This window comes from Haloarcula marina, assembly GCF_024218775.1.
Taxonomy (GTDB): Archaea; Halobacteriota; Halobacteria; order Halobacteriales; family Haloarculaceae; genus Haloarcula; species Haloarcula marina.
In genome coordinates, this window is record NZ_CP100404.1 from 39,066 (window position 1) to 57,947 (window position 18,882).

Annotated in this window: 20 protein-coding genes; 7 read left to right on the top strand and 13 right to left on the bottom strand. The window is 68.0% G+C overall.

Annotated elements, in window-relative coordinates; translation table 11 throughout:
- The first annotated feature begins 260 nt into the window (after positions 1–260).
- Positions 261–1,616, top strand: a complete 1,356-nt coding sequence (gene glmM, locus NJQ44_RS00220) for a phosphoglucosamine mutase (protein WP_254272674.1) — start codon at positions 261–263, stop codon at positions 1,614–1,616.
- Here glmM and NJQ44_RS00225 read toward each other — a convergent pair.
- The 6 genes from NJQ44_RS00225 to NJQ44_RS00250 all read right to left on the bottom strand — a co-directional run bounded on the left by NJQ44_RS00225 (position 1,613) and on the right by NJQ44_RS00250 (position 6,836).
- Entirely contained in the window at positions 1,613–2,725 is a 1,113-nt protein-coding gene (locus NJQ44_RS00225; RefSeq protein WP_254272675.1) for a DUF7118 family protein, read from the bottom strand. The two genes, glmM and NJQ44_RS00225, sit on opposite strands and share 4 nt — an antisense overlap.
- Positions 2,725–3,087 (bottom strand): phosphoribosyl-AMP cyclohydrolase, encoded by a 363-nt coding sequence (gene hisI, locus NJQ44_RS00230; protein WP_254272676.1) that lies wholly within the window; start codon positions 3,085–3,087, stop codon positions 2,725–2,727. The genes NJQ44_RS00225 and hisI overlap by 1 nt, the downstream gene beginning before the upstream one ends.
- Before the next feature lie 68 nt (positions 3,088–3,155).
- Positions 3,156–4,193: an A24 family peptidase gene (locus tag NJQ44_RS00235; protein WP_254272677.1), complete on the bottom strand. Its 1,038-nt coding sequence runs from the start codon at positions 4,191–4,193 to the stop codon at positions 3,156–3,158.
- A gap of 101 nt (positions 4,194–4,294) precedes the next feature.
- Complete coding sequence (fer1, locus tag NJQ44_RS00240; protein ID WP_254272678.1) at positions 4,295–4,684, bottom strand: ferredoxin Fer1; 390 nt, start codon at positions 4,682–4,684, stop codon at positions 4,295–4,297.
- 83 nt (positions 4,685–4,767) lie between these two features.
- On the bottom strand, positions 4,768–5,958 hold the full coding sequence (locus tag NJQ44_RS00245) for an inorganic phosphate transporter (RefSeq protein WP_254272679.1): 1,191 nt from the start codon (positions 5,956–5,958) through the stop codon (positions 4,768–4,770).
- 77 nt (positions 5,959–6,035) lie between these two features.
- Positions 6,036–6,836, bottom strand: coding sequence for a hypothetical protein (locus NJQ44_RS00250; protein ID WP_254272680.1), 801 nt, complete (start codon positions 6,834–6,836; stop codon positions 6,036–6,038).
- A gap of 127 nt (positions 6,837–6,963) precedes the next feature.
- On the opposite strand from NJQ44_RS00250, the gene hisA reads away from it, so the two are divergent.
- Positions 6,964–7,701 (top strand): 1-(5-phosphoribosyl)-5-[(5-phosphoribosylamino)methylideneamino]imidazole-4-carboxamide isomerase, encoded by a 738-nt coding sequence (gene hisA, locus NJQ44_RS00255; RefSeq protein WP_254272681.1) that lies wholly within the window; start codon positions 6,964–6,966, stop codon positions 7,699–7,701.
- A gap of 186 nt (positions 7,702–7,887) precedes the next feature.
- Here hisA and NJQ44_RS00260 read toward each other — a convergent pair whose 3' ends face one another.
- Entirely contained in the window at positions 7,888–8,952 is a 1,065-nt protein-coding gene (locus NJQ44_RS00260; RefSeq protein WP_254272682.1) for a TrmB family transcriptional regulator, read from the bottom strand.
- Between the two features lie 60 nt (positions 8,953–9,012).
- Between NJQ44_RS00260 and NJQ44_RS00265 the strand changes: the two genes are divergently transcribed.
- Positions 9,013–10,227, top strand: coding sequence for an MFS transporter (locus tag NJQ44_RS00265; protein ID WP_254272683.1), 1,215 nt, complete (start codon positions 9,013–9,015; stop codon positions 10,225–10,227).
- A 53-nt stretch (positions 10,228–10,280) separates the two neighbouring features.
- A complete protein-coding gene (hisB, locus tag NJQ44_RS00270; RefSeq protein ID WP_254272684.1) occupies positions 10,281–10,868 on the top strand; it encodes an imidazoleglycerol-phosphate dehydratase HisB in 588 nt (195 codons plus the stop codon).
- 6 nt (positions 10,869–10,874) lie between these two features.
- Here hisB and NJQ44_RS00275 read toward each other — a convergent pair whose 3' ends face one another.
- Complete coding sequence (locus tag NJQ44_RS00275) at positions 10,875–11,096, bottom strand: hypothetical protein (RefSeq protein WP_254272685.1); 222 nt, start codon at positions 11,094–11,096, stop codon at positions 10,875–10,877.
- A gap of 93 nt (positions 11,097–11,189) precedes the next feature.
- On the opposite strand from NJQ44_RS00275, the gene trpY reads away from it, so the two are divergent.
- From trpY to NJQ44_RS00290, 3 genes are read left to right on the top strand one after another with little or no spacing between them, the layout of a single operon-like run.
- The gene (gene trpY / locus NJQ44_RS00280) at positions 11,190–11,693 is read left to right on the top strand and encodes a TrpY family transcription regulator (RefSeq protein ID WP_254272686.1); all 504 of its coding nucleotides are present in this window, start codon (positions 11,190–11,192) and stop codon (positions 11,691–11,693) included.
- A 1-nt stretch (position 11,694) separates the two neighbouring features.
- Positions 11,695–12,045, top strand: coding sequence for a 2Fe-2S iron-sulfur cluster binding domain-containing protein (locus NJQ44_RS00285; protein WP_254272687.1), 351 nt, complete (start codon positions 11,695–11,697; stop codon positions 12,043–12,045).
- A 32-nt stretch (positions 12,046–12,077) separates the two neighbouring features.
- Entirely contained in the window at positions 12,078–12,686 is a 609-nt protein-coding gene (locus NJQ44_RS00290) for an IMPACT family protein (protein ID WP_254272688.1), read from the top strand.
- A gap of 207 nt (positions 12,687–12,893) precedes the next feature.
- Here NJQ44_RS00290 and upp read toward each other — a convergent pair whose 3' ends face one another.
- The 5 genes from upp to NJQ44_RS00315 all read right to left on the bottom strand — a co-directional run bounded on the left by upp (position 12,894) and on the right by NJQ44_RS00315 (position 18,767).
- Positions 12,894–13,571, bottom strand: coding sequence for a uracil phosphoribosyltransferase (upp, locus tag NJQ44_RS00295; protein ID WP_254272689.1), 678 nt, complete (start codon positions 13,569–13,571; stop codon positions 12,894–12,896).
- 46 nt (positions 13,572–13,617) lie between these two features.
- A complete protein-coding gene (locus NJQ44_RS00300; RefSeq protein WP_254272690.1) occupies positions 13,618–16,347 on the bottom strand; it encodes a TRAP transporter permease in 2,730 nt (909 codons plus the stop codon).
- Entirely contained in the window at positions 16,344–16,829 is a 486-nt protein-coding gene (locus NJQ44_RS00305) for a DUF1850 domain-containing protein (protein ID WP_254272691.1), read from the bottom strand. The genes NJQ44_RS00300 and NJQ44_RS00305 overlap by 4 nt, the downstream gene beginning before the upstream one ends.
- A 55-nt stretch (positions 16,830–16,884) precedes the next feature.
- Entirely contained in the window at positions 16,885–17,943 is a 1,059-nt protein-coding gene (locus tag NJQ44_RS00310; RefSeq protein ID WP_254272692.1) for a TAXI family TRAP transporter solute-binding subunit, read from the bottom strand.
- Positions 17,944–18,074: 131 nt separating this feature from the next.
- The gene (locus tag NJQ44_RS00315; RefSeq protein WP_254272693.1) at positions 18,075–18,767 is read right to left on the bottom strand and encodes a type 1 glutamine amidotransferase domain-containing protein; all 693 of its coding nucleotides are present in this window, start codon (positions 18,765–18,767) and stop codon (positions 18,075–18,077) included.
- Between the last annotated feature and the right edge of the window lie 115 nt (positions 18,768–18,882).

The window sequence follows — 18,882 nt, forward strand, 5'->3', positions numbered from 1 at the left end:
CCCGCCCCGTGGAACAATCAACCGAGTGGGACTGAAAGGGGCGAGCGTCTCGGTCGAAACAGGACGACGCAACCACTGCACCGAGCGAACGAAGTGAGTGAGGGAAGCGCACAACGAGTCGCGCGAGCCGGGACGCGCGGGGCTTGCTGGCTGTTCCGAGAGACTTCAGTCCCCTTCGTGACGCGGAAACCGTCTCCAGAGCCGACAAATCGAGCTAGCGCCGACATTCCTAAGCCGGTCGGCCACCCACACCCGGTCGAATGCACGTGTTCGGGTCGAGCGGCGTCCGTGGCGTCGCAGGCGAAGAGTTGACGCCGCGGTACGTCTCGCGGGTTGCAGAGGCCGCCGGGAGCGTCTGGCGCGACGAGTACGACCGAGTGGCGGTCGCGCGGGACACACGGACCACGGGGCGGACCTACGCCAACGCCGCCACGAGCGGCCTCACCGGAACGGGGTTCGACGTGGACCGGTTGGGCGTCGTTCCGACGCCGGGATTGCAGGCCCACTGCGAGCGCAAGGGGATTCCCGGCCTGATGGTCACGGCGAGTCACAACCCGCCAGCGTACAACGGGGTGAAACTCGTCGGCGGCGACGGCGTGGAGTTGGCCCGCGGGACTCTAGACCGCGTCGAGGCCGCGCTCAACGGCGACGTTGCGGCGCAGGTCCCGTGGGACGCCGTCGGCGAGGACCGCTCGATAGAGAACGCGCGCCGGCGGTACCGCGAAGACGTGGTGGGGGCCGTCGACCGCGAGCGAATCGCCGACGCCGACCTCACCGTGGTCGTCGACCCGGGCCACGGCGCGGGGTCGCTGACCAGCCCCGACCTCTTTCGGGAACTCGGCTGTACGGTCCACACCGTCAACGCCCAGCCAGATGGTCACTTTCCCGGCCGCGATCCGGAACCCGTCGCCGCGAACCTCGAAGACCTGCGGGCGTACGTCGAATCGACCGACGCGGACCTCGGTATCGCCCACGACGGGGACGCCGACCGGGCGATGTTCGTCGACGAGCGCGGGAATCACATCGAGGGCGACGCGGCCATCGCCGCGCTTGCGGCCGCGGAACTCGACGCGGGCGAGGGCGTCGTCTCGGCGGTCAACGCCTCCCAGCGCCTCGTCGACGTGGTCGAGGCCGCCGACGCGACGCTGTCGCTGACGCCCATCGGGTCGACTCACATCGTCAGCCGCATCCGCAGACTCGAATCGGAGGGCACCCACGTCACCCTCGCAGGCGAGGGCAACGGCGGCATCCTCTTTCCCGACTACCGCATCGCCCGCGACGGGGCGTACACCGCCGCGCGCTTCTGTGAACTGCTCGCCGACGCGCCCGCGAGCGACGTCGTCGAACCCTATACCGACTACTACAACGTCCGTCGGAACCTCCGCGTCGAGACGGAGGCCGACCGCGAGGCGATGCTCGACGGCATCGAGGCCCACGCCCGCGAGGCCGTCGCCGACCTCGACACGACCGACGGCTGGCGACTCGACTACGGCGACGGCTGGGTGCTGGCTCGACCGTCGGGGACCGAACCGGTCGTCCGGGTGTACGCCGAGGCCCGCGCGCCCGAACGCGCCGAAGAACTCGCCGGTGAGATGGTCGCCGCCACCGAGCGTTAGAGCGGGTCGTACTCGTCCAGCGCGTCTTCGATAGCCGCTCGTTCCTCCCGCGCCGACGCCAGTTCGCGCTCGACGGCCCCGCTCGCGAGTCGGTCCCGCTCGTCGTCGGTGAGGTCCGACCGGGCCAGTGCGCTCTCTCGCAGTCGACCGTAGTCCTCGCGGTCGGCGAGCGCCCGGACCTCGCGTAGCTTCTCGACCACGTCGTCGTCGGCGAACCCTACTACGACCGACCGATACTCGCGGACCAGCCACGGCAGGTGGTCGGCGGGCGGCGGCGGCCACCCCACCGTCACCGGGTCGGCGTCCAGATTTCGGAGGTAGGTCTGTCGGGTGGCGACGGCCCGCTTGAGCGCCGTCGTGTCGTCGACGTAGTGGTCGAGTTTCGACGCCGAGTAGTCAGCGTACTCCAGCAGCGTGGGGAGCGGTTCGGTCCCGGCGTCGTGGTCGCGGACGTAGGCGAGCAGTTCCTCCGGCGGGGACCGGAAGTCGACCAAGGGATAGGCGTCGGCCCGCTCGATTACCGCCAGTAGCTCCCGCGCGGACGCGTCGTGTCGGAACTCGCGGAACGCCGCTCGAACGGTTTCGTCGTAGTCCTCGAGTGGCTCCCGTAACCGCTCGACGGGCGCGTCGAGGTCCGCCTCGCCGAGTCGCTGGAGGCGTTCGAGTTCGACGATTCGGTCGTCCAGTCGGCCCAGTCGGCGGCGGGCGTCCTTTCGGGCCTCGGCGTACGCCTCGCGGGCCTGTTCCCACTCGTCGAGGCGGGCGACCACGTCCCGAACCGGGTCGAGTTTCCGCCGCGCCGCCTCGAAGTCGCTCTCGGTGAGTCGACGTTTCTGCAGGCTCTCGTCGATGGCTTGGAACGTCTCCCGTTCGGGCAGGTCCTCGTCCAACTCCTCGGTGAGGCCCGCGACGGCACCCTGAAACTCGGTGAACGCCTGAAAGTTCCCGCTCCCGGTCGCCGTGTCCTCGTAGCGGTCCAGCAGGTCACGAAGCTCCCGGTACGCCTCGCGGCAGTCCCATAGCCGGTCCTCGCCGACGTCTTCGACCCGCGCTCGGGTCCGCTCGCGCTCGCTCGCGGCGGCGTGGAGGTCCGCGGCAGCGTCGGCCATCAGTACACGTCGTCGGGGTCGAACACCCGTTCACCGACCGTCTCGCCGTCGACGGTGCGGTAGAAACAGGACTCGTAGCCGGTGTGACAGGCCCCGCCCGACTGGTCGACGAGATACAGCAGGGCGTCGCCGTCGCAGTCGACCCGGACCTCCGCTATCTCCTGTGTGTGCCCGCTGGTCCCACCCTTCTTCCAGAGTTCGTCGCGACTGCGGGAGTAGTAGTGGGCGTAGCCCGTCTCGCGGGTCCGTTCGAGGGCCTCCTCGGTGACGTAGGCGAGCATCAGCACCTCGCCGGAGTCGGCGTCTTGGGCGACGGCGGGGATGTACTCGTTCTCGTCGAACGCGAGCGTTACGTCGGTCATACTCTCTGGGTGGCCCGTCCCGGAGATAGGTCTTTTGTCACGTCTAGAAGTGCCGCGGCGCGGACCCGTTAGGCCAACCCGACCAGCGAGAGCAGCGAGTACAGCACGTCGCCGTAGACGAGCGAGACGACGAGTCCGGCGAACATCGGGACGAGGAAGGGGATGCCGGGCGAAATCCACACTTCCTCGCTCGCGACCAGCACTGCCAGCCCCTCGCGTAACTGTTCGGGCGACGTGCCGTAGGCGGACCCCTCGATGTCGTCGAGGAAACGCTCGGCACCCCACTGGTCTGCGGGTTCGTCGGCCGCCGTCTCGGCCGTCGTTCCAGCCGTCGCTTCGGCGACGCCGCCGTCGGAACGGGGTTCCGACGAGGGTCGCCTCGCGTCGCTCGATTCCCCGCCGTCGGTCGCTATCGCGCCGTCGCCGGGGTCGTTCGGGACCCGCGGGAGCGAGTCGGGGTCGCGGTGGCTCTCGGGGTCGGCGCGCACCGCCGACAGCGTCGTCCCGCGCCACTGGAGGTACATCCGCAGGGCGTCGAGGTCCAGGCCGCCGCGGGTAAAGCCGTCGGGCGTCTCCAACAGACGGCCGTACTCCGTGGGAATCTCGTCGACGGCGACCGGTTTCCCGATGAACATCGCCAGCGAGAACCGACCGCGGACGAGGTTGCTGACGGCCACGCCGAGCGGATAGACGACGCCCGCGAGGACGGTGTTCGAGAGGATGGTCAGCGAGAAGACCCCCAGCGCCGACGGTTCCAGCGGCAGGGCCGTCGTCGGGAGGTAGTACACCGGATAGACGGGAAAGAGGACGGCCACGAGCATGAACGCCTTCGCGTCGGCCCCGCCGAACCCGCCGATGAGCCAAAACCCGTACGCGAGGGGCGCGACGATGCCGAGACTGATGGCGACGCGGATGAAGAAGGCCTGTCCGCCGGTCGGACCGGTGAAGACGGCGTAGGCGTCCCAGAATAGGAGAACGACCGCAAGCGCCGCCAGCGGAAGCCACGTCCGGTTGGGGACCCGCCGGGTCTTCACGTCGCGGTACGCCGTCCACCCGAAGACGGGGACGGCGAGCAGTCGCAACAGGTCCGGTATCGACCCCAGCACGGCCACCAGTCAGACGGGGACGGCCCTAATGGTTCCGGTGGCAGTACCTCGGCGAGCCAACGGCTGTCCGGTCAGAAAGCGGTGAAAACCGCAGAACAGCGTTATATGACGCGGTTCTGCAGGTAGTCGAGGTGCTTCGCGTTGTAGACGATTTTGACCTCGTCGGCGTCGGGGCTGCCGATGCAGGTCAGACGGACGTTCTTCTCTTCGACTTCCTCGTCGGAGAGAATCTGCTGCATGTCCATGTCGATGTCGCCTTCGAGGACGATTGCGGCACAGTTCGCACAGGCACCGGCACGGCACGAGAAGGGCCAGTCGTAGCCCTGTGCCTCGGCGGCTTCGAGGATGTATTCCCCTTCGTTGACTTCGAGGGAGCCGTAGTCTTCGTCGCTGAGGTCCATGTCCGCGGCCTCACTGAAGACGTCGTCGTCGTACATGTCCCAGCCGTTGTCGTCCACTACTTCGTAGTTAAGGTACTCTACCGTGGGCATCACCTGCGTGGTTCGGAGGCCGACTTGTTAGACTTTGCCCTTCAGACCGGGAGTATGAACGATTGTGAGGGACGGCGAGCGGGTCAGAACACCGGGAGGAATCGGAAGACGAGATAGGCGGCGATAGTCGCGATGGAGGGGACGACGTTCTGGAGGAAGATGACGCGAGCGGTCGTTCCCGGTTCGAACAAGTCCGATGCTTTCGGCACGTCCTCGCGGGACTCCTCGCCGATTGGCTGTGGGTGGTCGGGCGTCTCCGTCTGGTCCCCGACGGTCGGGGTGTCGTCGGCCGTCAACGACCCCACTGACGCCGCCGGAACCTCGCCGTGAACGGTATCGGAGAGGCGCGTCGTGCGGGTCGCCCGGCCCCACCCCAGGCCGACGATGCTCATCGTCGCGATGATGACGAAACTCGCGGGGATGCCAAGCGCCGAGAGGAAGGTGACGATGGTCGACGCGACGGAGGCGACCACGATGGCGGCGACGAGGGGCAGCTCTGTGAGGTCGTTGCCCACTGTGTCCATCGTGCGGCGGGCGATAGTGAACGCCCCCAGTCCGATTGCGCTGCCGCCCAGCAGGATGGCCGGGTACATGTTCAGCGACCCGTTGCCGACCAGCGGTGCGACTGCGTTGGCGACGTTCGACGCCCCCGCCGAGAACGCCATGTAACAGCCGATACCGATGACGACGGCGGTCCCGACGAACTCCCGCGGCGTCGTGTTCTCGCCGAGTTCCGGGCGCGGGAGTGCCCCCGAGCGGTCGATGTTCAGCAGCGCCCCCTCGCTCTGGGAGACGGCGAACCACTCGACCAGTCGCGGGTAGAAGTACCGCCCGATGACGCCGCTGACCCAGAAGGCGATGATGGGCGAGACGAGCCACCAGGAGACGATTTCGAGCATCAGATTCGCGTTCAGCGTCTGTCGGGCGAGGCCCAGCCCCGCGATTGCACCGACCGCCGTCATCGAGGTGGAAGCGGGGACGCCAGCGACGTTCGAGAGGAACAGCGCGAACCCGATGAAGAAGAGGACGACGATGCTAATCAGGGGGGTAAACGGGGTCGTCACGAGGTCGCTCCCCAGACTCTCGACGACGGCGGGACCGACCAGCAACCCCCCAGCCAACGCGAACACCGTCATCAGCGCCGCCGCCGTCAACTTCGAGACGGTGTTGCTCCCGACGGCGGGGCCGAACGCCACACCTGTAGAGGAACCACCGATATTGAACCCGACGAAGACGGCGACGACGAGTCCGAGCGCGAAGAGAACCTCAACCATACAGGGTCCATGCCGGGGACGCGGTAAAGGCTACCGACAGCGGTCCCGGTGTGTGCCGATACCACAGCCAGGCGAGGTTACTGCCCGTTCGACTCGTCCTCGGCGTCGGCGTCGGCGTTGGCCAGTCGTTCGCGTTTCTCGGCGGCCGTCTCCTCGACCTCGCTGGCGGTTTCCTTGGCCGCTTCGACCTCCTCGGAGACGGACTCGGCGGTTCGTTTGGCGTCGCTGGTCTTGTCTTTCACGTCCGTCGTCTTGTCCTTGGCTTCCGTCGCCTTGTCCTTGACCGCCGTCGTCGTGTCTTTCACGTCCGTCGTCTTGTCTTTCACCGCCGTCACCTTCTCGGCGGCCGCCTCGTCGCCGGTCTCCGTGGCGGTCTGTTCGACTTCTTCGGCGGTCTGCTCGACCTCGTCGACCGTCCGCTCTACCTCGTCGGCACTCTGTTCGACGTCGTCTGCCGTCTGTTCGACCTCCGCGGCCGCCTCGTCGACCGTCTCGGCCGCGTATTCGACCGACCCCGCCGTGGTCTCCAGTTCCTCGGCGGTCTGTTCGAGTTGCTCTGCCGCCTGTTCCAGTTCGGCGGCCTTGGTCGCGACGTCCTCGTTGGTCCGTTCGAGGACGTTCGCCAACACGAGAAACTGGAGGATGCCGACGACGACGAACGCCGAGACGGCGACGCTCGCGGCCGTCGCCAGCATCGACGCCGTGCCAGCCCCCACCGAGACGATACCGAACGCGACTGCTCCCCACGCCAGCGACAGGCCGACCGCGACGACCAGAACGGCCTGTGCGAACAACCGATACTGGGCCTCGTACCGCCCGAACATGACGGCTTCGAGCCGACGGGCCAGCGGTGTGAGTATGGGGATTCCAGTTTCCATGTGTGACAATTCCCATGCCAGCGTAAAAACGTGGGGATGGAACGGACCGAGACACGACGGACTCTCTCCGGGCCCACCCACGCCGCGGACCGACACGCTTTCGACCGCCGCCGTCCCAGCCTCGCCCATGTTCCCGGAGTTCGAGGTGGTCCCGGCCGTCGACATGCAGGACGGACAGGTGGTCCAGTTGGTGGGCGGCGAACGCGGTACCGAGAAGACCTACGGTGACCCCGTCGCCGCCGCCGAGCGGTGGGTCGAGGCGGGCGCGCGCACCCTCCACCTCGTGGACTTGGACGGCGCGTTCGAGGGTGAGCGCGAGAACGCGGACGCCATCGACGCCGTCTTGGACGCCGTCGGCGAGGACGTGGCCGTGCAGTTGGGCGGCGGCATCCGCACGGCCGAGGACGCCGTCTCGCTGCTCGACAGGGGCGTCGACCGCGTCATCCTCGGGACCGCCGCCGTCGAGAACCCGGACATCGTCGCCGACATCAGCCGCCAGCACCCCGAGAGCGTCCTCGTCAGCCTCGACGCCAAAGACGGCGAAGTCGTCGTCGCCGGGTGGACCGAGGGCACGGGACTGGACCCCGCCGAGGCCGCCCAGCGCTACGCCGAGTTAGGTGCGGGCGGCGTCCTCTTTACCGACGTCGACGTGGAGGGCCAACTGGAGGGGGTCCGGACCGACCCCGTTCGCCGACTCGTCGAGGCCGTCGACATCCCCGTCGTCGCCAGCGGCGGCGTCGCCACCGTCGACGACGTGCTGGCGCTCGAAGACGCCGGTGCCGCGGCCGTCGTCGTCGGGAGCGCCCTGTACGAAGGCGCGTTCACCCTCGAAGACGCGATGGCCGCCGTCGAGGAACGGGCCTGAAAGCGGCTTGCCTGCGCAGAGTTACACCTCTTCGAGACCCCTCGCTACTACTCCGCGGGTCGTTTCACTCACCGCGTCGCTTCGAGGGTCACGCTCCCATCAGTCGCGCGCCCCTCGTTACTGCTCGCGGGTCACTCCGCTCCCCGCTGCGCTTTGTCGAGACCCCTCGCTTCGCTCGGGCCCTCGCTACGCTTCGTACAACGTCACCGACTCCGCGGCGTACCCCTCGTAGAACGGGACGATACCGCCGCCGCCGTTGCCCGCCGCGAGTCGGCCGTCGGGCGTCTCGAACTCCAGACTGTTCTCGATGGGGAACTCGTTGGTCGGGTCGCCGACGAGTCGCTGTCGCACGTCGACGATGGGGACGCGCTCGTAGGTCGCCGTCTCGTCCGTCGTCACGTCCCGCAGGGTCACGTCCGCCAGCAGGTCCCGGCCCGCCGCGCGGTGGAGCGCCGCGTTCGTCACGGCGGTGCGGAAGAACGTGTACGTCGCCGGGAGCGGGTCCGGGTCGCGCACGTACTGCGTCTCGCCCATCGGCCAGAAGTTGCTGACGGCGTTGCCGTAGAACGCGCCCGCGATGTCGCGCTGGTCGAAGCCGAGCGCGTACTCCGACCCGTGGCGGCCCGAGAGGACGCCGTGTGACCCCATCAGCCCCCGCCGCCTGTCGACGACGACGTGGACCGGACCGGGCATCCCCCAGGTCTTCCCCACGTCGGCGACCGTCTCCCACGCGATACCGTCGGGGTCGTCGAGCGGCGAGACGAGCAAGAGATAGACGAACACGCCGCGGTCGCGCGCGGCCGCGAGCGACGCCGAGAGGTGGTCGAGTTCCGGGAACGGGATAGTCAGGAACGCCTCGTGCTCGGCGGCGTCGATGGCGCTCTTCGCGCGTTTCCGGACCGTCGCCCGCGAGTGGACCACCTCGACGGCGGCCCCGTCGCTCTCGGGTTCGGCGTACAGCGTCTCGATGTGGTCGCCCACCTCCGCTAAGCGGGCCGACAGCGACTCGACGGCCTCTTCGGGCGGCTGTGCGCGCAGGACCGTCGGACTGGCCGTCTCGTCGATAGCGACGAGGCCGCGGTCGGCGAGCGCGCTCGCGATGTCGTAGACGTACCCCTGCGACACGTCGGCGGCCCGCGACACCTCGCCCGTCGTCGCCTCGCCAGCCCGCAAGATAGCCAGATACGCCGCTATCTCCTTCTCCGAGAGGCCGAAGGTTCCGAGATGCTCCCGAAGGGCGTCCGTTGTCATGGGAGAGGATTGTTCGACTACATACAAAATATTTTTCCACCAGTGCGTGCAGGGCTACGTATGGGCGAGACGGCCACCGGATGCGAAACGGAGGCGGACCACGAGAGCGACGCCCAGCGGACGAGTCGCCGGTGGTGGACGGTGGTCACTTTCGGGTACGTCGCACTGCTGGGGGCGGCACTCCAGATTCGCGGGGCAGTCATCCCGTCGCTCCGCCAGGCGTTCGGCGTCCCGGACTGGCAACTCGGGTTAGTCGCGCCAGCGGGGACCCTCGGTTTTCTCACCGTCGTGATGCTCGTCGGGGCCGTCGCGGGCCGGCTAGACACCCGCCGACTGCTCCTCATCGGTGTCGTCGGCACGGGTATCAGCATCTTCACCATGGGACTCGTGCCGTCGTTCGTCCTCTTTCTGGCGGCGTTGCTCGGGCGCGGGGTGTTCAGCGGCGTCGGTCGCGGGACCGACCGCCCGCTGTTGAGCCACCTCTATCCGAACCAACGTGGCCGCCTGTTCGGGTACTACGACATGATGTGGGCCGTCGGCGCGGTGTTCGGCCCGTTGCTCGTCGCCGCCGCCGTCGCCGCGAACAACTGGCGCTACGCCTACTTTGCGCTCGGCCTCGCGTTCGTCCCCCTCACGCTGTTGGTCCTCGTCCTCCCGACGCCGGACGTCGAGGGCGGCGACGACCCGCTGGACCTCGCGGAGTTACGCCGCATCGGCCGCCGACCCGAAGTGCTGGCGATGGCAGTCGGCCTGTTCCTCTCCGCCGGGTTCGAGGGCGGACTCTTCACGTGGCTGACCACCTTCGCACAGGGCCGCCTCTCCGACGCGTTGGCGACGGCGTCGCTGTCCGTCCTGCTGGCGGGCTACATCCCCGGCCGATTCCTCTCGGGGCGCTTCTCGGAGCGGTTCGGGTACGTCCGCCTGAGCGTCGCCCTGACTGCGCTGACCATCCCCATCTTCGCGTACACGTTCTTCCTCGCGGACGGGTACGGTCTGCTGGCTGGCTACTTCGGTATCGGCCTGACGCTGTCGGGCATCTACCCGACGATGCTGGCGTACGGAACCGAAGCGGTTCCGGAACACAGCGCCCCGGTCAACGCGATGGCGGCGGTCACCTCCTCGGCCGGTATCGCCGCCGTCCCCGCCGCGATGGGGTTCGTCATCAGCGGGTCGGACATCGTCCGCGCGATGCGCCTCCTGGCGATTCCGCTGTGTGCGTTGTTGGCGCTCCTGTTGGTGGCGTGGTTCGTCGCCGGGAGCGCACAGGAGTCGTGAGCGCTCCCCACGGTGACACAATTCCCAAATAGACGGCCCGAGAGAGTGGAGGTATGACCGACCGCACCGCGGCCGTGACGCGCGAGACGGCCGAGACGGACATCGAGGTGATTCTCGACGTCGACGGCGAGGGCGACTCGACAGTCGACACCGGCATCGGCTTCTTCGACCACATGCTCGACGCCTTCGCCACGCACGGCCTGTTCGACCTCACGGTCACCTGCGACGGCGACTTGGAAATCGACGACCACCACACCGTCGAGGACGTGGCTATCACGCTCGGCGAGGCCTTCAGCGAAGCGCTCGGCGAGAAGCGCGGCATCGTCCGCTTCGCCGACCGCAAGGTCCCGCTGGACGAGGCCGTCGCCAGCGTCGTCGTCGACATCTCGGGGCGCCCGTACTACCGTTTCGACGGCGAGTTCTCGCAGGGCCGGGTCGGCGGGATGACCAGCCACATGGCGAAACACTTCGGGCGCTCGCTTTCGACCAACGCCGGACTCACCCTCCACTGCGGCGTCGAGGGCGAGAACGCCCACCACGAGATAGAGGCGCTGTTCAAGGGACTGGCGCGGGCCTTGGACGACGCGACCCGCATCGACGAGCGCCGCTCGGACGTGGCGAGCACGAAGGGCGAACTGTAGCGCGTCTCAGTCGCCCCCGTCGGCGCTTTCTCGCTCCCAGAACCGGTCGACGAGGACGACGCCCGTCGCGAGCAAGCCCACGCTCACGACGAACGCACCGGTTCCGTCGCCGAGACCGAGGAGCGCCGCGACCGGCGAATCGCGGCCGTAACGGGTCCCGAACGCCACGATGCCGACGAGACCGGCGAGACCGACGACGCCCCCGACGCGCGCGAGTGGATGTGACACACTCGAACCCTTTCGACACACAGAGAAATACGTTGGGCCAGTATCGGCGGCGCAAGCGGTGAAATATTATCGGAGGCACCCGTGGCTCCGAGCATGTTCGACGAGATAATGGCGAAGTTCGAGGACTCGCCGGGCCAGCAGTCGGTCATCCGCCTGTTGCTCGAACGCGGGTTCTCGGTCAACGAGGAGGGCCGCGTCGTCTCCGGCGGCATCGAGATACCGAACACCGGTATCGCCCGGGAAGTCGGCGTCGACCGGCGGGTCGTCAACGCGACGACGGACGCCATCCTCGAAGACGAGGAACTGCGCCGCATCTTCCGGAACATCTCTGCGGTCCCGAGCCTCCTCGATTTGGCCCCCGTCCTGGACCTGAACGCCATCACCGTCGCCGTTCGCGCGGCCGACGAACCCGGCATCGTCGCGACGGTGACCGGCGCTATCGCCGACCGCGGCATCTCCGTCCGCCAAGTCTTCTCGGAGGACCCGGAGTTCACCGACGAACCGCGCCTGTACGTCATCACCGACGAGGAACTGCCCGGCGACCTCATCACCGAGATTCGAGACATGCCGTTCGTTCGGACCATCGAACTGGCCTGAGATGGCCGAGACTGCCACCGTCACCGTCGAACTGCCGGACGGCGAGACCCGCCGTATCGACGCCGACGCGGGGGCGGTGCTCCGCGACGTACTCCTCGACGCGGGCGTCTCGCCGCACGGCCGCTACGCCCGTCGCCTGAACTGCGGCGGTCGGGGCCTCTGTGCGACCTGCGGCGTCCGGGTCGCCGACCCGCCCGACCCCGACCACTGGCACGACGACCTCGCCGACCGCTTCGGCTACCCGCGCCTGTCCTGTCAGTTGCGCGTTTTCGACGGGATGGCGGTCCGGGTGCTGGACAAGCGGATGTGGGGGACGCGAGCGGCGGGCGACGCGGACGACGGCGAACGATAAGGGCTATTCGCCCGCCGGACGTACCGCGACCCGTGTCGGAGGCATATCTGACCGTCGGCGAGCGCGCGCGGGCCAGTTTCGAGGTGCAAGGCTCGGAGTTCATCGGCCACGTCGCCCCCGCGGAGACGGTCGCCGAGGCCGAGGCGTTCGTCGATGCCGTCTCCGCGGAGTACGCCGACGCGACCCACAACGTCCCGGCCTACCGCGTGCGGGCCTCGCCGTTCCGGGAGTACTCCAGCGACGACGGCGAACCGAGCGGAAGCGCGGGCAAACCCGCGCTGAACGTCCTCCAGCAACGCGAGTTGGAGAACGTCGTCGCCGTCGTCACCCGCTACTACGGCGGGACGAACCTCGGGGTCGGCGGGTTGGCCCGGTCGTATTCGCGCGCCGTGAAGGACGGCGTCGACGCGGCGGGCGTCGTCGAAGAAGTCCCCCACGAGCGCTTCTCGGTGACCGTCGAGTACGACGACTCCGGGAGCGTCCGCGGCCTACTGGAGTCGGTCGGCGTCGAGTTCGAGGCCGACTACGAAGCGGACGTGAGTTTCGCCGTTCGCGTCCCGAAATCCGAGGGCGCAGACCTGCGCGACCGGATTCGGAGCGCGACCAGCGGGCGGGCCGATATCGACTCGGATTCCGAGTGACGACGGCGCGGTGTTCGACAGGCGACGAGTTTCGGCCCACCATGAGTCGTCATGCGCGCGTCGGACGGCGTTTCCGGTGGAAGTCGAAAACGGTCGCTGTCTATTGATTTTCCAACTGAAGAGAAGGGGTTCGACAGCCGACGAACACTCCGTGGTGTCACCTCGTTGTGCGACCCTATGTAAAAGGATGTCGAGTCGAGACTCGGGTCAGTCCGTGCGGAAGGCCCGGTCCCCGGCGTCGCCGAGGCCGGGGACGATGAAGCCGTCGTCGTCGAGTTCGTCGTCGATAGCCACCGTGAGGAGGTCCACGTCGGGGAACGCCTCGGAGACGCGGACGATGCCCGGCGGCGCGGCCACCGCCGAGAGGACGACGAGTCGCTCCGGGTCCGGCGCGCCCTCGGTGATGTGTTCGAGGACGGCGGTCATCGTCGACCCCGTCGCCAGCATCGGGTCGGCGACGATGACGGTGTCTTCGGGCTGGATGTCCGGCAGTTTCACGTAGTCGATGGAGATGGGGAACTCCCCGTCTTCGCCCATTCCCGCCGACTCGTCGCGACTGGCGGAGATGACGCCCTGTCGAGCGCGCGGGAACGCCTTCAGCAGGCCTTCGACGAACGGCGTCGCCGCCCGGAGGACGTTGACGATGACCACGTCGTCGAGCCCCTTCACGCGCTGGCCCATCGTCGTCGTCAGCGGCGTCTGTATCTCGGTGTACTCGGTCTCCATCCGCCCGTCGATTATCTCGTAGCCGCAGATGCGGCCGAGGCGGACCAGTCCCTTCCGGAACTCGACCTGTTCGGTCTCCACGTCGCGCAGTCGCGAGAGTTCGTCCACCGCGAGGGCGTGGGTGACCAGCGAGGCGTTGCCGCGTTCTTCGATTGTCATACCGAGACAGTCGACGCGCCGTGATTAAATCCTGACGGCGCTCGGGTCAGGCCGGGTCCGGCGTGCCAGCCGTGTCTGTGGCCGGTTCCCGGCGGCGGCGGTTCTCCGCCAGCAACAGGAGGAACAGGACCATCCCGACGGCCCGCAGGCCGATGTCGACGACGAGGGTGACTTCGATACCACTGGCGATTCCCAGCACACCGAGCACGTCGGCGAGCGCCGAGACGGCCAGTCCCGGGGCCATCAGCAGGAGGGAACTGACCGCGAACGCCGTCCGTTGCCCCCGCGAGACGGAGGCCTCGACGAACCCGATGACCGTCGCCGCCAGCGCGACGACGCCGACGAACACGCCGATTACGGGGATGGCGACTTCGAAGATGGCGAACCCGAGGTCCGCGAAGTCCGCCAGTTGGACGACTCGGTACTGCTCGCCCAGCGGCAGTTCCGCGGCGTTTTCCTTCCGCCGCAAGAGGACGATGCCGGGCGCGAGGATGAACGCGAACGGGACGATGGCCTTGTTCAGCGACAGGGAGAACGCCTCGATACCGGTCTGGAAGGCGTCGGACTTGGCCACCCCCGACGCCGCGTAGGCCGCGACGGCCACCGGTGGTGTGATGTCGGCGATGACCCCGAAGTAGAGGATGAAGAGGTGGGCCGCGAGTTCGGGGACCCCGAACTGCACCAGCGCCGGTGCGAGCAGGGAGACGAGGATGATGTAGGTCACCGTCGTCGGCATCCCCATCCCGAGGATGATGGAGGCAATGGCGGTCACCAGCAACAGCAACACGAGCGACCCGCCGGCGACGGCCCGGATGAGCGCCACCAGATTCGGGCCCAGGCCCGAGACGCTGATGACGCCGGGGATGATGCCCGCGGCGGCGACGGCGATAACCACCGGAACCGCGGTTCGCGCGCCGCTCTCCATGGACTTCCCGAGGAAGACCCCGAGGCGGTACAGCCCGTTCTGTGCGAGGTCAGAGCGGCCGACGACTTCCGCGGTGGTCACGGCGGCGTCGTCGACGGCGTTGTCGAACGAGAGGATGGGAGATTCGAGGTGCGGCCGGGTCGCCAGCGTCACGACGCCCGCGACGATGGCCATCCCGCCGAGGCCGCCGACGGTGGCGCCGAAGGCCGCCTGCACCGACGTGGGCCCGGTCCCGCCACCCAACAGCGCACCGAGGAACCCGACGCCGGTGAGCAACTGCGCCGTGAAGTTCGCGACGAAGAGGGCCGCGAAGACGGCCCCGAGACGCCCGCGCGTCTCGTCGCTGTAGGCCGCCACGAGGGCGATCAGCGCGCCGATGGCGATGAGCGTGAACCACGCCGACCGGGCGACAGAGAGACGCTCGATGATGAGGTAGTACAGCAGGAGGCCGATGGGAACGAGGTAGAACCACCCGCTCTTGAGGTGTTGGCGGATGTTCACCAGTTCCGAGGGGTCCAGCCCACCGATGTTGCGCTTGGTCGCCTCGAAGTGAACCATCACCCAGACGCCGAAGAAGAAGACGATGGCGGGGATGGCCGCCGCGATGATGACGTCCCGGAACGGCGTCGCCGTGTACTGGACGATGAGGAACGCCGCGGCCCCCATCACCGGCGGGAGAATCTGCCCGCCCGAGGACGCCGAGGCCTCGACGCCGCCCGCGAACTCCGGGCGGTACCCCGACCGCTTCATCAGCGGGATGGTAAAGGCCCCCGTCGTCACGGTGTTGGCGATAGACGACCCGGAGATGGTGCCCATGAAGCCGCTGGCCAGAATCGACGCCTTCGCCGGACCGCCCCGTCGGGTCCCCGTCGCCCCGTACGCGAGGTCGATGAACCACTGGCCGGCCCCGGACATCTCCAGGAACGCGCCGAAGAGGATGAAGATGTAGATGAACTGGACGGAGACGGTGACCGGAATCCCGAACACCCCGTTCTCGGTGTTGTACCAGAGGTTCTGGACGATGGAAGACCAGTCAAGCGGCGGAATCGAGAGGACACCGACGTAGGCGGCGTTCTGCGGGATGAGAAAGCCCCACCGCGCGTAGACGACGAAGGCGGCGACGATGACCATCAGGTAGAGGCTGATGGCCCGCCGGGTGGCTTCGAGGACGAGCAACACGCCGACGACCCCGAGGACGAACGCGTAGGAGGTGTCCGCCAGCGGTCCCAGTACCCCGGCGATGGGTTCGAGGAAGGTGAACACCTCCTGTATCGGGCGGCCGGACTCGAGGCCGAACACCCGCATGTTCTGAATCTCGTTGAACTCCGTGATGAAGTACGCCGCCGACAGGCCCGCGATTATCATCAGCACCACGTCGAACGGCGTCACGCGCTCGAACTCCGGGTCGAGGAACAACCACGCGAGGACGCCCCCGACGGCGTGGACCGCCCGCGAGACGGGGTGGTCGGCCCCGAGTCGCTCGTCGAGGCGGTCGGCCAGCGCGATACACCGCCGGGAAATCGGCCCGTCACCGGTCGTCCCGGGGTACAGCAGGAAGGCGAGGACGAGGCCGAAGGTGACGTGGATGGCGTTTATCTGGAGCAGTTGGAGCGCCGCGAACTGAATCTCGCCCACGCCGGGCAGTTCGATGGCGAGGACGAACCCCTTCGCCGCGAGCCACATCTGGAACAGCGAGAAGGCGATGCCGACGACGGCGACGGCGAGCGTCGCGGGCCACCGAAGCGACCGCTTTCGCTCTATCTCTTGGAGGACTTCGTCGACCTCTTCGTCGCTAATCGTCTCCTCCGTGGCCGGTTCCTCGGGGTCGTCGGCTGGGTTCGTCGTGGTCATGATTCGAGTTGGTCGGTGATGGTCGCGAGCGCCGGGCGGCGGGCGAGGTGGAGGTCGACCGCCCGTTCGTCCGAGAGTGCGACCAAGTCGTACGTCTCCGTCCCGACGTGCAGGCGGTGGCCGGCCACCGACCCGGGAGCGACGGTCACGCGGGCGTACGAACCCGGCGGGTCGTAGACGAGCGTCCCGTTCTCGCGTGTGACGTTCGCGCCGCTGGGCAGTCCCCACCCGTAGGACTCGAACTCCATCCGAGTCATGACGAGTCGGTCGCCGCGGACGGTGTAGCCGTCGTAGACGCGAGTCTTCTCGACGCTGTGGGTGTACTCCAAGGCCACGGTCGTCCCGTTCTCGACCGGGGTCTGGAGATACGTCTCGCCCGTCTCGGTGTCCTCGACGACGAGGACTCGCTGTGTCGGGACTGCCGAGGCCGTACCGAGTGCGAGCACCGCGATGACGGCCAGTGCGACGGCGTAGCGACTCATGTCACGGGGCGAGCGTCGGTCGGTGTGCGAGCGCGACGGGCGACACCACGGCGGCTTAGGCGTCGAAGTACGCCGCCGCACCGGGGTGCAGTTCGATGGACATCCCGTCCTGTGCCGAGTCCCTGCTGATGAAGTCCGTCTTGATGGTGAGTTGGTCCACGTTGTCGAAGATGGCCGCCGTGACCGTCTCGACCGTCGCCTCGGGTTGCTCGGCGTTGGTCGCGATCATCGCCTGGACGGCGACCGTCTCGACGGCTTGGCCGACGCCGGTGTACGTCCCTCCCGGGATGGTGTCGTCGGCGAACCACGACGCCGCCTCCTTGACCGCCTCGCGGTTGTCCCCTCGGATGGGGACGATGACGAGGTCGTTCGTGTTGGCGAGGTCCTCGATAGCGCCGACGGGCCACCCGCCGACGACGAACGCCGCGTCGATGTCCCCGTTTCGCAACTGGTCGGCCGCCTGCGAGAACGAGGCGTTCTGTTCGGTGAAGTCGGTGATGCCGACCGCCTCAAGAATCTGGTTGGCGTTGACCTGCGTCCCGGACCCGAGGTCACCGGTGTTGATGGTGGCCCCCGCGAGGTCCGACAGTTGCGTGATGCCGGTGTTTGCCAGCGTCACGACGGTGATGGTTTCGGGGTACAGCGTCGCCACGCCCATCAGGTTCTCGATGGCGTTGCCTTGGAACGCCTCGATACCGGTCCCGTTCTTCGCGAAGTACGCGACGTCGTTCTGGATGAGCGCGAAGTCGGCATCGCCGCTCGCCAAGTTCCCGACGTTCTCGACGCTCGCCCCCGTGGACTGGACGTTGAGGGTAAACTCCGTGTTGTCCTCGACGACGGCTTTGAACTCGTTCGAGAGCGGGAAGTACGTCCCGCCGGTCCCGCCAGCGTGCCACGAGAGGCGCGTATCGCCGCTCCCCCCGTCGCCGCTCTCGGTCGTCTCGGTGTCGCCGCCGTCGCCACCGTCGCCGCCGGCGGTCGTCTCGGTCTCGGCCCCGCCGTCGCCGCCGTCGCCACCGTCGCCGCCGTCGCCGCCGCCGCATCCGGCGAGCGCGACCGCACCGGCCAAGCCAGCACCGCGAAGGAACCGCCGCCGCGTGGATTTTTCTGACATACGTCAAACAACTGTCACCGGGAACGCACTAAGCTATGCACTCGTTACACGGAGAGGCAGTGGCTAAAACGGGGAGACGGCAGCAGTACCAGACGGTGAGAAAACCGAGAGACGGCGACGTTCCCGTTTGCTTAAGCCGGGCTTTCGACGCCCAGTTCCTCGAGGAGCGTTCGGGCGGCGGCCGACGACGACGGCGGCCCGCGTGCAGTTATAAGGTCACCGTCGACGGTGACGCTCGTGTCCGCGTCGAGTTCGGCGTCCCAGTCGGCACCGGCGGCTTTCACCTCGTCTTCGACCCAGTAGGGGAGTTTGCGCCCGTCGGGCATCAGGTCGTTCTCGTCGACGATTCCCTCCTCCCACGCGTTCGGGAACCCGGTGACAGACCGGCCGGAGACGAGGAAGTCCCCGTCGCCGTCGCGGGTGAAGGCGAGAATCCCGACGGCGTGGCAGACGACGAGCGCCTTGCCGTGCTCACCTTCGACGGCATCGCGGAGGAGTCGGCGGGCGTCGCTGTCCTGGTTCACGTCCCACTCCGTGCCGTGGCCGCCAGGGAAGACGACGGCGTCGTAGTCGGCGGCGTCGACTCGCGCGATGGGTGTCGGGTCGTTGAGTCGCTCGTCGTTCTCGTGAACGTCCATCACGTGCGCCGCCGTCTCCTCGCCGACCTCCTCGGGGTCGACCGACCGCTCGTCGACGACCGGCGGGTCGCCCGACGGCGTCGCGACGGTGATGTCGACGCCCGCGTCCGTGAGCGTGGTCAGCGGTTCGATACATTCCTCGCCCCAGTAGCCGTGCTCGCTGACGACGAACAGTGCGGATGGCATGTCGCCGTCACGTACGTGGGCGAGACGGATAAGTGGCCGCCGCCGCTCGGCAGAAACGCTTAATCGGCCAGAGCGAGAAGGGTCTTGTCAAGCACGATACGAGACTATCGTCGCT